The following is a 12,585-nucleotide window of genomic DNA, read 5'->3' on the forward strand; positions in this document are numbered from 1 at the left end:
CATCCGCTGCTCGGAATCCTCATTTACCTGATGTAAATTCCGGTTCCTGTGCTGCTCTTCACCCCACTGAGGGGCGCTCGCGACAGATCATGAGCAGATTGCGATTTACGGTGCCAGCGCGCCGCGCGCGTTGGCGATCAGCTCGCGCACCAGCGCGGCGTCGGTGTCGACGATCGCGTATTCGTCCTGCCCCGGCGCACCCATTTTCACCACGGCGTTGCGGTAGCGCATGGCGCTGTCGCGCGGCGCGCGGCCGGAGCTGTGATATTCGCTGCAACCGGTTGATCGCACCAGTTCGGCGATATTGTGGCCGCGCACGCCGGCGCCGGGCATCACGATCAGCCGCTCACCGGCGATCTCGTTCAAGCGCTTGAGCATCGGGGCGCCTTCGAGTGCGCTCGGTGCCTGGCCGCTGGTGAGCAGCCGGTTGCAGCCGGTGGCAATGACGTCCTCGAGCGCCTGAATGGGGTCGCGCGCGACGTCGAAGGCGCGGTGGAAGCTCACCTGCATCGGCGTCGCCAGCTCGACCAGCTCGCGCGTGCGGGCCACGTCGATATCGCCATCGGCGGTCAACAGCCCGATCACTACGCCGTCGACGCCGATTTTCTTGCAGGCGAGGATGTCGCGCTTCATCACCTCGAACTCGATCTCGTCGTAGAGAAAATCGCCGCCGCGCGGGCGGATGATGACATTGAGCGTGATCCACAGCCGGTCGCGCGCGACGGCGATGGCGCCGTGCGACGGCGTGGTACCGCCTTCGAGCAGGTTGTCGCAGAATTCGACGCGCGCCGCGCCGCCTTCCTGCGCTGCCAGTGCCGAGAAGACCGAGCCGGCACAGATTTCCAGCTGAATTTGATCGGGTTGGGACATGGTGTGCTCCGAAATGGATATCCGGATGGTAGCGCTGTGTGGAGGCAGGCCCAAATAAAAAGCCGCGCAGTGGCGCGGCTTTTTGTGGCGGATCAAACCCGCGTCAGGCGCTGCGGCGCTCTTGCGCCATGCCGGCGTTGAGCACGGCGAACACCGCTCGCTGCTTTTCGTTCAGCTCGGCCAGTTGCTGCGACAACTGGCGGTCGATGTCTTCGAGTTCCTCGATCCGGCCTTCGAGCGTGTCGGTGGCCTTGTGGATGCGCTTGATGCTTTCAAGCCGGCGGCGCAGTTGCAGCTGGTGCTCCTTCACCTGCGTTTCCATCGGCGCCATCACCGCCTTGAGCCAGTGCTCGACATCGCGGTTGGCGACTTCGAATACGTAAACGACGCGGCTGGCGACGGTTTCGAAGAACTTGTGCGTCAAACGCCCCTGACTGGTGGTCAACAAGCGGCCGATGGTGTTGAAATGCTCGCGGAACGACTTCTCCAGCCGGGCCAGCTCCTTGTGGTACTTCAGCGTCGAGAACGGCGGCGGCGTGACCTGACCGAGACCGTGCTCCTCGCTGAACTTCTTGTACATCGCCGCCATCATCGCCTGCACCTCGGCGACCTGCTCGGCGGCGCGGCTGATGTTGCCGTTCACGTCAGTGAAAAAGCGGTCCATGATCGAGCGCAGGCCGGCCTCGCCAAACGAGAACAGGCTGCGTTCCATTTCGGCGCGGATGCCGGCGATCTGCGCCTTCAGTGCGTCCATGCCGAGCAGCGTCAGCAACTGGTTCTGCTGCTGCGAGAAAATCGAGCGCAGCGCCTGAAAGCGCACCAGACCTTGCTCGAATTCTTTTTTGTCGGCCTGAACCTTGTCCATCATCTGCGTGACGACATCCTGATTCTTGCCGCGCAGTCCGGTGAGCTCGAACAATTGTTCGGTGACGCCATCACGGCGCGCGGTGAGGATGCCGCGCGTGGCCATGACGATGTCTTCGACCTCGGTCACGGTCGCATCGCGGACGATATCGAGCTTGGCCGGTAGCAACTCTTCCGAGAGTGCCGTTTCCAGCGCGGTCAGTTGCGCGCGTTCGAGCAATTCGGCGTTGCTCTGTACCTTGGCGACCAGCGCCTTTTGCGCCGAGACCGGATAGACCTGCCGGGCCGAGATGCCGAGCAGTTGCGCCGTGGTCTCCACCTGACGGGCGATTTCGGCGTCGGTTTCGGCCATCGATTTCAGCTCGTCCCAGAGCGTGTCGATCTTGTTGAGCACCACCAGCCGGCCACGGCCGTTGCCCTGGGCCTTGCCGATATGATTGCGCCAGACGTCGATGTCGCTCTTGGTGACGCCGGTTTCGGCGGCGAGGATGAACAGGATCGCGTGCGCGTTCGGCAGCAGGTTCAGCGTCAGCTCGGGCTCGGTACCGATCGCGTTCAGCCCCGGCGTATCCAGAATCACCAGACCCTGTTCGAGCAGCGGATGCGGGAAGTTGATGATCGCGTGGCGCCAGCAGGGGATTTCGATCGTGCCATCGCTGGCTACGATCAGTTGCTGGTCGGGGTCGGCGGCGTCATACAAGCCGTAGCGCTGCGCCTCGGCTAGCGGTGCGCGACGGGTTTCGCCGACGCGGCGGAAAGCGGCGAGCAGCTGATCGGAATCATCCAGGTCGAGCGCAATCGTTTGCCATTCTTCCGGGTAACGGCGGTATTCACTGGTGGTGACGTTGTGGGCGCGGGTTTCGATCGGCAATAGCCGGATCGACGGGGTTTCATCGGCTTCGTACAGCAGCTCGGTCGGGCACATCGTGGTGCGCCCGGCCGACGAGGGCAGCACGCGCTTGCCGTAGTGGGCGAAGAAGATCGCGTTGATCAGCTCGGACTTGCCGCGCGAGAACTCGGCGACAAAGGCGATGTTGAGCTTGTCGTCCTTGAGCTTGCCCTGCAGCGAGGCGATGCGCAGCTGGGTCTGCGCGTCGTCGAGATCCTGCTCGGTCAGCCAGCGCGATAGCTGGGTGACCGATTGCGTCAGCGTGCTGCGCCAGTGGCTATAAGCCTGGAAGTCGCCGACGAGGCGGTCGCCCGCATCGGTCGGATCATTGACGGCGATGTCGTCGCGGTGCAGGTAATCGGTGCTCATGGCGGCTCACGGCGGTGTAAATATTGCCGCTGTTATCGCCCGCCGCTACAGCCCTTGTCAACGCTGGCAGTGGGGGCAGTAGTAGCTTGTCCGCTGGCCGATACGAATTTGCCGGATGAGCGTGCCGCAAACGCGGCAGGGTGTGTCATTCCGGCCATAAACAAAGGCATTGAGCTGGAAGTAACCGGGCTTGCCCTCGGAGTCGACGAAGTCGCGCAGCGTGCTGCCGCCGGCGCTGATGGCCTCGGTCAGCGTGGCCTTGATCGCCGCAACCAGACGATCGATCTCCTCGGGATTGAGTGTGGCGGCGGCTCGTTCCGGATGCACGCCGCTGCGAAACAGCGACTCGGACGCATAGATATTGCCGACACCGACGACGACGTGGTTATCCATGATCGCCAGCTTCACCGCGCGGCGCGTCCGCTGCAGCGCCGCGGCGAGGTGGCCGGCGTCGAAGGCATCGGAGAGTGGCTCCGGCCCGAGCGCGGCGATCAGCGGGTGCTCGCTGGCGTCACCGTCGGCCCACAGCAGCGCGCCAAAGCGGCGCGGGTCGCGGTAGCGCAGGCGTACGCCCGACGCGAGCACCAGGTCGAAATGGTCGTGTTTTTCCGGCGGGAAGGCCTCGGTCAGTACGCGCAGGCTGCCGCTCATGCCGAGGTGAATGATCAGCGTGCCGGTATCGAAACCGATCAGCAGATACTTGGCGCGGCGGCGGAGGTTGCGGATCGGCTGGCCGGCGATACGCGCCGGCAAATCGGCTGGAATCGGCCAGCGCAGCCGGCTTTCGCGGATCACCAGTTCACGAACCGTGGCTAGCTCGAGATAGGGCGCAACGCCACGGCGTGTAGTTTCGACTTCAGGAAGTTCTGGCATGGTCTTTACTGTGAGGGCGTGCCGGCGTTTGGACGCGCCGCCGCCGATTCATTAAGATCAGTCTGTCTAACATAAAACAGGCAAATCCGTCGTTATGACCAAACCGCCCGTCGTTCGTATCTCGCGTTTATTGTCGGCGCTGTTGTTGGCGTTCGGGCTATCGGCTTGCGCATCGCTGAGTTCGGCGCCGACCGCGCCCAGCCATGCCAGCGAACCGGCCGCGGACGCGACGCCAGAGCCGGATGGTGACGAGATTCCGGCCGATAAACTACCCAACCAGCCGCTGACCAGCGAACTGCTGATGCGCTTTCTGGTTGGCGATATCGCGCTGCAACGCAATCAGCCGCAACTGGCCGCGCAAACCTGGCACGACCTTGTGCTGAAGACCAATGATCCGCGCGTTGCCCGCCGGGCGACCGAAGTCGCCATCGGCAGTGGTCAGTTGGCAATCGCCCGTGACGATGCGCAGCGCTGGATAGACGCGGTGCCCGATTCGATCGCCGCACGTCAGGTCATGCTCAGCCTGCTGATTCGCGCCAACCGGCTCGACGAAGCCAAGCCGCACATGCAGGCACTGCTCGCGGCACAGCCGCAGGAAATCGCGCCGTTCTTCCTGCAAATGCACATGCTCTGGGACAAGAACACCGACCGCGAGGCCGCCTTGCGCTTGACCGAAGAACTGACCACGCCGTACCCGCAGCTCGCCGAGGCGCGCTTTGCCCGTGCCGTGGCACTGGCGAATGTCGGCCGTCTCGACGATTCGCTCAAAGAGCTCGATGAGGCGAACCGGCTCAAGCCCGATTGGGAGCCGGCAATCCTGTATCGCGCGCAGTTGATGGGCAAATCGTCGACGCCACAGGCGCGCATCGATTACCTCCAGTCAGCCGAGCGGCGCGTACCCAAATCGATGGCCTTGCGATCGGTGCTGGCGCGCGAATACGTTGAAGCCTCGCAATTTGCCGCGGCGCTCAAGGTTTACGACCAGATGCTCGTGTTGCAGCCGAACAATCTCGAGGCGCTGATGGGCAGCGGTCTGGTGGCGCTGCAAATGCGCGATCTGGACACCGCCGAGCAACGATTGTCGAGGGCCACCGAACTGGCTCCGCAGCAAACCGGCAACCTGCGCTATTACCTCGGTCAGATCGCCGAGGAGCGTTACCGCTTTCCCGAGGCGCGTGACTGGTATCAGGGCGTCGACGGCGAATTCAAACCCGCGGCCGACAAACGACTGGTGCGTGTGCTCGCGCGTTTGGGCGATACCGACGGTGCGCTGGCGCTGCTCAAAACGCTGCCGGCCGAAACCGATGAGGCGCGGGTTGCAAACCTCCAGCTGACCGCCTCGGTGTGGCGCGAGGCGCGGCAGTATCGCAAGGGCTACGACGTATTGGGCGAGGGGCTCAAGCGTTATCCGGGCAACGCCGACCTGATCTATGACCGTTCGCTGTTCGCCGATCTGCTGGGTGATTACGCCGAATCCGAGGCCGAGTTGCGCCGCTATCTGGCGCTTGAACCCGATAGCGTCATGGGGCAGAACGCGCTGGGTTATACGCTGGCGAACCGCTCCACTTTGGCGGATACGGCGCGGCTGGCCGAATCCGAGAAGCTGCTGAATGCCGCTATCGTCAAGGAGCCCGACAACCCGACCATTCTCGACAGTCTTGGCTGGTTGCGTTTTCGGCAGGGCAAGCCTGCTGAAGCACGGGCGCTGCTGGAAAAAGCCTATGCCAAGATGCCTGATCCGGAAATCGGTACGCACTTGGGTGAAGTGCTCTGGCAACTGGGAGACAAGAGGGCGGCACAAAAGCTGTTTGACGCCGCCAGACTGCTCGACCCCCAGAGTGAAATCCTGCGCGAGGCGGTTCAGCGGCTGGGTGCGCAGTGAGCCGCCGGTTTACCGTCTTGCTCGCCGTCATCCTGCTGGCGGGCTGCTCGACCTTGCCCGCGCCGGCTCCCGGCGAGCTGGCTGCCTTGGGGCGGGTCAGCATCAAGCGAGCGCAAGGCAATGAATATGCCAACTTCATCTGGACTTGGCGCGCCACCGAGAACCGGCTGGCACTGAATAACCCGCTTGGCCAGACGCTGGCCGAACTGACGCTGACGTCCGGTGGCGCGAGCTACCGTGATGCCAACGGCCGGGTGTTGAGCGCTGGCGACGCCGATGCGCTGCTGCAGGAGGGGCTGGGCTGGTCGGTGCCGGTCAACGGCCTTGCACACTGGCTCAAGGGCGAGGCCGATCCGGCCAGCCCGGCGAGCATCAGCGATGCCGATGGCAAGCGCATCATTCATCAGGCCGGCTGGCAGATCGAATTGTCCGACTGGCTGTCTCGGGGCAATGGCCAGCAACTGCCGCGCCGCCTCTACCTCACCCGCCCAGATATTGAACTGCGAATTGCGATTTCCGAATGGCAACCCTGAACGACTTCCCGGCCGACGCCGATGGCTGGCGCGCGTTTCCGGCGCCGGCCAAACTCAACCTGTTCCTGCACATCATTGGCCGCCGCGATGACGGCTACCACCTGTTGCAGTCGGTCTTCCAGCTGATTGATCTGGCTGACACCATCCGCCTGCGGCTGCGCGACGATGGCGAGGTTGTCCGCGTTGATCCGCTACCGGGGGTGCCGAGCGATAGCGATCTGACCGTGCGTGCGGCACGGCTGCTGCAGCGCGAAACCGGCTGCTCTCTTGGCGTCGAGATCAACATCGACAAACACCTACCCATGGGCGGTGGTGTCGGCGGCGGCAGCTCGGACGCGGCGACGGTGCTGCTGGCGCTGAACCGTTTGTGGCGACTGGATCTGAGCCGGGAGCGCCTGATGCAGCTTGGTTTGGCGCTGGGCGCGGATGTGCCGTTCTTCCTGTTCGGCGAAGCCGCCTTCGTCGAAGGCGTCGGTGAGAAAATGCGCGCGGTGGCGAGCGCCGATGGCTGGTACGTGGTGTTGCAGCCGCCGGTGCACGTGCCGACGCCGGAAATTTTTTCCGACCCAAGCTTGACACGCGATACGCCGTCACTTAATATGCGCGACCTCAGCACTGCAACTACTCGCAACGATTTGCAGGTAGTGGCGGCGAGGAAGCATCCTCTGGTCGAGCAATACATCGCTTGGCTGAGCCGGTTTTCACCGGCAAGGATGACCGGTTCGGGGAGTTGTGTTTTTGCACATTTTTCTTCACAAGCCGGCGCGAATACAGTAGTATCGCTGCTTCCTCGGGACATGACCGGATGGGTTGCGAAAGCGATTGATCGTCATCCGTTGAAAGAATTTGCCGGGTAATCGGCAAGTGCCGCTAGGGGAGTCGCCAAGTTGGTTAAGGCATCGGATTTTGATTCCGACATGCGAAGGTTCGAATCCTTCTTCCCCTGCCAAATTCGAAAAGAAAAGCGTGTAACCCGGGTTACACGCTTTTCGTTTTTCTAGGGTTTGAAAATGGCTTACGACAGCCTCATGGTCTTTACCGGCAACGCTAACCCCAAGCTTGCCGATCGTGTTGTCAATCACCTCGACATCTCACTGGGCCGGGCTACCGTCGGCCGCTTCTCCGATGGCGAAGTGACGGTCGAGCTGCTGGAAAACGTTCGCGGTCGCGACGTCTTCGTGCTGCAGTCGACCTGTGTGCCAACCAACGACAACATCATGGAGCTGATCCTGATCGTCGATGCGCTCAAGCGTGCGTCGGCCGGCCGGATCACCGCCGCCATTCCTTACTTCGGCTACGCCCGTCAGGATCGCCGCCCGCGTTCGGCGCGTGTACCGATCTCGGCTAAGGTCGTCGCCAACATGCTGCAGGCCGCCGGTGTCGACCGTCTGCTGACCGTCGATGTGCATGCCGACCAGATTCAGGGCTTCTTTGATATCCCGGTCGACAACATCTACTCGACCCCGGTGCTGTTCGCCGATATCCGCGCGCAAAACTACGAGAACCTGATGGTTGTGTCGCCCGACGTCGGCGGCGTGCTGCGGGCCCGTGCGATGGCCAAGCAGCTCGGTACCGATATGGCGATCATCGACAAGCGTCGTCCGAAAGCCAACGTCGCCGAAGTGATGCACATCATCGGCGACGTGAAAGACCGCACCTGTTTGATCGTCGACGACATGATCGATACCGCCAACACCCTGTGCAAGGCCGCCGCCGCGCTGAAGGCGCATGGCGCCAAGCGCGTGCTGGCGTATGCGACGCACCCGGTGTTCTCGGGTGCCGCGGTCGAGCGCATCGTGCAGTCGGATCTGGACGAAGTCGTCGTCACCGATACCATTCCGCTCTCCGACGCCGCCGAGCTGTCGGGCCGCATCCGCTGCGTATCGATCGCCGGCCTGCTGGCCGAGACGATGCGCCGCATCAACAACGAAGAGTCGGTTTCATCGCTGTTCGTTGACTAATTCAGGGGAATCATCCCCCGGAATCGACAGCCTTCCTGGTCGCGGGAGGCTGTTGCTTTTAATGCTATGGAGCACACCATGACTTACGAAATTCAAGCTGTAGCCCGCGCTGCCCAGGGTACCGGTGCGAGCCGCCGCCTGCGCAAGGCTGGCAAATTGCCAGGTATCGTCTACGGCGGCAACGTTGCCCCGCTGGCGATCGAACTCGATCACAACAGCATGTACTACACCCTGAAAGAAGAAGCATTCCACACCGCGCTGATCAAGCTCGCCGTGGAAGGCAAGATCGAACAGGTGTTGCTGCGCTCGGTGAACTATCACCCGTTCAAGCAACAAGTGCTGCATCTGGACTTCCAGCGCGTTGACGAAAACACCACGGTTGAAGTGCGCGTTCCGCTGCACTTCATCGGCGCTGATGTTTGCGAAGGCGTGAAGATGCAAGGCGGCACGATGAGCTACATCCTCAACGATGTGATGGTTCGTTGCGTTGCCACCAAGATCCCGGAATTCCTCAATGTGGATCTGAGCAAGCTGGCCGTTGGCAACACCATTGCCAACCTGAGCAACATCCAGCTGCCGGAAGGCATCGAGCTGATGGCGCTGGTGCGCGGTGAAGGCCTTGCCGTTGCCAGCCTGAACGGTGCCAAGGCCGGTTAATCCAGCCCTTTCCGTTTGAAACCCGCCGCGACGCAAGTCCGGCGGGTTTTTTCTTGCCTGTTGTTTTGCTGGTTTTGCCTGCCTGCTGACAGGGCATCGTCAAGCTTCTGTGCTGTACTACATTGAGGTCTTTCTTCTTCGGTTCAGGGATTTTATGCATTGGAAGGAACAGCCCGAAGGTCAGGATCCGGTTCGCCGGCATATCCCGAGCCCGCTTGAGTGGCTCGCCAATCTGCCGGTGATTCCGCCGCGGCATCGTGCCAAGGTGTGGCTGATGTGGGGTGTGTTGGGCGTGATCCTGCTGCTGTACTGGCTGATGCCGCGCTGGGGTGTTTCGCCGTTCCATTCGCGTCAGGACGGGCTTGATTACCTACCCTATTTCACCGATGTGCAGTCGCCACGCTTTCAATCCAGCCCACCGCCGCGCACGCCCGATTCGGCTGTCACGATAGGCTGGCCCGGCTGGCGGCTTGAGCAGTACGCGCCGCAACAGGGGGAGGTCAATAGCTGGCTGGTGCTGCGCGATGGCGATGGCGCGGTGCGCTGGCAACAGGTGGCGAGCAATGACAACTGGCTGGGCGACTACCGACTCAAGCCCGACTCGGCGCGCTGGGCGTGGTTCGGTGGCTGGGTGGTTGAACTGCAATCGCCGAAGGCTGAGGCGGCGCGGCTGTATCTGACGCCCGACGGCTCGCCGCGGCTGATCCGCCAGTGGCCGAATGCGCAAGCCAGGGCCAAACTCAAGGCCATGGGGGCTTGAGCCTCGGCGCACCCAGCAGGGCGTGTCACTGAAACATCGTCCGACTCGCGTTATCATGATGGCCTTGCCTGCCTTGGGCGGGCCATTTGTATTGCTATCGATGTCTCCAATCAAACTGATCGTCGGCCTTGGTAATCCGGGCGCCGAATATGCTGCAACGCGCCACAACGCCGGTTTCTGGTGGGTCGACCAATTGGCGCGCGATGCCGGCATTTCCTTGCGGCACGACGCCAAATTCCACGGCCTCGCCGGCCGTGCCCGCTTTTCGGGCCACGAGGTCTGGCTGCTGGAGCCGCAGACCTATATGAACAAGAGCGGCCTGTCGGTGGTCGCCTTGGCGCAATTCTATAAAATACTGCCGAACGAAATCCTCGTCGTGCACGACGAGCTCGATCTGCCTGCGGGCGAAATCAAGCTCAAACAGGGCGGTGGTCATGGTGGCCACAATGGCTTGCGCGACATCGGTACTCATCTGTCGACACCGAATTACTGGCGGCTGCGAGTCGGCATCGGCCATCCGGGTGAGCGCAACGAGGTTGTCAATTTCGTGCTCAAACCGCCGCGCAAGGAAGAGCAGGATGCGATCGACGATGCGCTGATCCGGGCGCACCACATTCTGCCGCTGCTGCTCGCCGGCGATACCGGCGCGGCGATGCAAAAGCTGCACACCGACGACAGCAAGAAGCGGCAGCACAAGCCGGCTCCCGGAGTCTGAGATGCATACGATCCTGGTTGCCAATCCCAAGGGCGGTAGCGGCAAGACAACGGTGGCGGTACAGCTGGCGGCGTGGTTTGCCTGGCAAAATCGCCCGGTGGTGTTGAGTGACCTGGATCGGCAAGGCTCGGCCTTGCGCTGGCTGGCGCAGCGGTCGGAGAAATTTCCGCCGATTCGCGGCCGCGATGAAATCATCGACCGCTTGCCCGCAGGTGCGGTGCAGGTGATAGACAGCCCGGCTGGCTTGCACGGCAAACTGTTCGACGCGGCCTTGCGTAGTGCATCCCACGTGGTTGTGCCACTACAGCCGGCGGCATTCGATCGCTGGGCCTGCGCCGATTTCTTCGCCCGGCTCGCTGACGAGAAGCGCGTGCGCAAGGGCAAGGTCGAGCTGAGCTTGCTGGGCATGCGCGTCAATCCGCGCACGCAAACCGCGCGGGATTTCACCGCGTTTGTCGACGAGGCGGCCCTGCCGTTATGCGCGACCATTCGCGATACCCAGCTCTATGTGCAGCTGCAGCCACGCGGGCTGACGCTGTTCGATCTGCCACGGCCGCGCTTCGAGCGCGATTATGCGCAATGGCAACCTCTGCTGGATTGGCTCCCATGACGTCTTCGAATTCCCGCATCCCTGTCAATCTGGTCAGCGGTTTTCTCGGTGTCGGCAAAACCACCGCCATGATGCGCCTGCTGGCGGATAAGCCGGCCGGTGAATACTGGGCGGTCATCGTCAACGAGTTTGGCGAAGTCGGCATTGATGGCGCGACCTTATCGTCGGCCGGCGAGGGTTTGCAGGTCGCCGAGGTGCCGGGTGGCTGCATCTGCTGCACCACCAGCCCGATGTTGCGTACCACCTTGACCAAGCTGGCGCGGGGCCGCCGGCCCGATCGGCTACTGATCGAACCCTCGGGGTTGGGGCATCCGGCCGGCATCATCGACCTGTTGCGCGATCCTTTTTTGTCCAAGGTGTATGCAACGCAGGCGGTGGTCACGCTCATCGATGCCCGCCACCTCGACGATAGCCGCTATACCTCGCACGAAACCTGGCGTGACCAGATCGAACTGGCCGATGTGCTGGTGCTGAACAAGATCGATCTCGCCGACGTCGAGCAGATCGAACGGGCGCGACGCTTTGCTGCCGCGCTGTATCCGCCGAAGCTGGCTGTTATCGAGGCAAGGCAGGGCGTGTTCGATGTGGCGTTACTGGATTTGGCGCTGCAGCCATCTCGTTGGCCGGAGGCAGCACCGGCGACGCCGAGTGCGCACGCGCTGGCTCCGCGCCGCCCGGTGGCAAGTGCCGCTGCTGCGGTCAAATACTGGCCGCAGCGCAATATGCAAACCAGTCTGGGGTCGGAAAGCTGCGGCTGGATATTTCCTGCCGAGACGCAGTTCTTCTCCGCGGCGCTGGCCGCGCTGTTCGACGAGGCCGTGATGCTGTTGCCGGGGCTGACTCGCGCCAAAGGTGTGTTCAATACCGAGCGCGACTGGTATCGCCTCGATTGGGTCGATGGCTATAGCGGTGCGGCGGTTTCGGCGTATCGGCGCGATTCTCGGGTCGAATTCATCGTCGCGAACGATAGCCCTGTTGACTGGGCCGTCGTCGAGACCCGCTTGGCCGCAGCCTTGATCAGCGGCGCAGAATCGCGCTGATTTGCTGCAGGTAGTTTTGCACTACGTCGCCGTGGCCGCGACTGTTCATTGTCGTTTGCCAGTGCTGCAGGCAGTTTGTCAAAGCCGCGTGATCATTGCACTGCCCGAGTACCCGGTCGATCCAGTCATCCAGCGCGCCGTGCAAATGGGTGTTGTTGCTGATGTAAAGAATCTGGCGAATCTGGGCGAGCTGCTTGCTGCCGATCGCCGGCGATGCGGTTTCGTTGACCGTTACCGCTGCTGTCGGTGAGGGGGCCGGGCCGATCTGGCCGGCGATCTTCTCGATCATGCCGTCCCATTCGAGCTCCAACAGGGCTTGCAGCAACTCGCGCCCGACCAGGGTGGTGATCAGTAAATCCGCACTTTTGATGCCGTCGATCTGGATCAGCAATTGCCGCGATTTGGCCGAGAGACCGCTTGAGCGGTTGAGCATCTCGGAGAGTCCCTGCGGGGTTTTACGATAAATCACGCCTTGCATAACCGCTTCCCTGCCTGAATATCTGACGAATATATTACAGAGTTAGCCGCTCGCGCGCTGCCCGGCGCGGGCCGGGGAAGCCCG

13 protein-coding genes and 1 tRNA gene are annotated in these 12,585 nt (G+C 62.5%); 10 read left to right on the plus strand and 4 right to left on the minus strand.

What is annotated here, in order from left to right:
- Window positions 1-105: 105 nt before the first annotated feature.
- The 3 genes from JLC71_RS14640 to mutM form a co-directional block, all read right to left on the minus strand.
- A complete protein-coding gene (locus tag JLC71_RS14640) occupies window positions 106-870 on the minus strand; it encodes a copper homeostasis protein CutC (RefSeq protein ID WP_200916232.1) in 765 nt (254 codons plus the stop codon).
- A 103-nt stretch (window positions 871-973) separates the two neighbouring features.
- A complete protein-coding gene (locus JLC71_RS14645) occupies window positions 974-2,992 on the minus strand; it encodes a dynamin family protein (RefSeq protein ID WP_200916234.1) in 2,019 nt (672 codons plus the stop codon).
- A gap of 57 nt (window positions 2,993-3,049) precedes the next feature.
- Entirely contained in the window at window positions 3,050-3,865 is an 816-nt protein-coding gene (gene mutM, locus JLC71_RS14650; protein WP_200916236.1) for a bifunctional DNA-formamidopyrimidine glycosylase/DNA-(apurinic or apyrimidinic site) lyase, read from the minus strand.
- 94 nt (window positions 3,866-3,959) lie between these two features.
- Between mutM and JLC71_RS14655 the strand changes: the two genes are divergently transcribed.
- The 10 genes from JLC71_RS14655 to JLC71_RS14700 all read left to right on the plus strand — a co-directional run bounded on the left by JLC71_RS14655 (window position 3,960) and on the right by JLC71_RS14700 (window position 12,023).
- Window positions 3,960-5,747 (plus strand): tetratricopeptide repeat protein, encoded by a 1,788-nt coding sequence (locus tag JLC71_RS14655; RefSeq protein ID WP_200916238.1) that lies wholly within the window; start codon window positions 3,960-3,962, stop codon window positions 5,745-5,747.
- 17 nt (window positions 5,748-5,764) lie between these two features.
- On the plus strand, window positions 5,765-6,280 hold the full coding sequence (lolB, locus tag JLC71_RS14660; RefSeq protein ID WP_200916240.1) for a lipoprotein insertase outer membrane protein LolB: 516 nt from the start codon (window positions 5,765-5,767) through the stop codon (window positions 6,278-6,280).
- Window positions 6,268-7,137, plus strand: a complete 870-nt coding sequence (gene ispE / locus JLC71_RS14665; RefSeq protein ID WP_200916242.1) for a 4-(cytidine 5'-diphospho)-2-C-methyl-D-erythritol kinase — start codon at window positions 6,268-6,270, stop codon at window positions 7,135-7,137. Before lolB ends, ispE begins: the two co-directional genes overlap by 13 nt.
- A gap of 15 nt (window positions 7,138-7,152) precedes the next feature.
- A tRNA-Gln gene (locus JLC71_RS14670) sits at window positions 7,153-7,229 on the plus strand.
- 61 nt (window positions 7,230-7,290) lie between these two features.
- Window positions 7,291-8,241, plus strand: coding sequence for a ribose-phosphate pyrophosphokinase (locus tag JLC71_RS14675; RefSeq protein WP_070530089.1), 951 nt, complete (start codon window positions 7,291-7,293; stop codon window positions 8,239-8,241).
- A 78-nt stretch (window positions 8,242-8,319) separates the two neighbouring features.
- Window positions 8,320-8,898, plus strand: coding sequence for a 50S ribosomal protein L25/general stress protein Ctc (locus JLC71_RS14680; RefSeq protein ID WP_200916244.1), 579 nt, complete (start codon window positions 8,320-8,322; stop codon window positions 8,896-8,898).
- 154 nt (window positions 8,899-9,052) lie between these two features.
- Entirely contained in the window at window positions 9,053-9,658 is a 606-nt protein-coding gene (locus JLC71_RS14685; RefSeq protein ID WP_200916246.1) for a hypothetical protein, read from the plus strand.
- A gap of 100 nt (window positions 9,659-9,758) precedes the next feature.
- Entirely contained in the window at window positions 9,759-10,373 is a 615-nt protein-coding gene (gene pth / locus JLC71_RS14690) for an aminoacyl-tRNA hydrolase (RefSeq protein WP_200916248.1), read from the plus strand.
- Between the two features lies 1 nt (window position 10,374).
- Entirely contained in the window at window positions 10,375-10,983 is a 609-nt protein-coding gene (locus tag JLC71_RS14695) for a ParA family protein (protein WP_200916250.1), read from the plus strand.
- The gene (locus JLC71_RS14700) at window positions 10,980-12,023 is read left to right on the plus strand and encodes a CobW family GTP-binding protein (RefSeq protein WP_200916252.1); all 1,044 of its coding nucleotides are present in this window, start codon (window positions 10,980-10,982) and stop codon (window positions 12,021-12,023) included. The genes JLC71_RS14695 and JLC71_RS14700 overlap by 4 nt, the downstream gene beginning before the upstream one ends.
- Here the strand turns inward: JLC71_RS14700 and JLC71_RS14705 are convergent.
- Window positions 12,001-12,501, minus strand: coding sequence for a hypothetical protein (locus tag JLC71_RS14705; RefSeq protein WP_200916254.1), 501 nt, complete (start codon window positions 12,499-12,501; stop codon window positions 12,001-12,003). The two genes, JLC71_RS14700 and JLC71_RS14705, sit on opposite strands and share 23 nt — an antisense overlap.
- Window positions 12,502-12,585: the final 84 nt, after the last annotated feature.

This window comes from Jeongeupia sp. HS-3 (assembly GCF_015140455.1).
Lineage (GTDB): Bacteria > Pseudomonadota > Gammaproteobacteria > Burkholderiales > Chitinibacteraceae > Jeongeupia.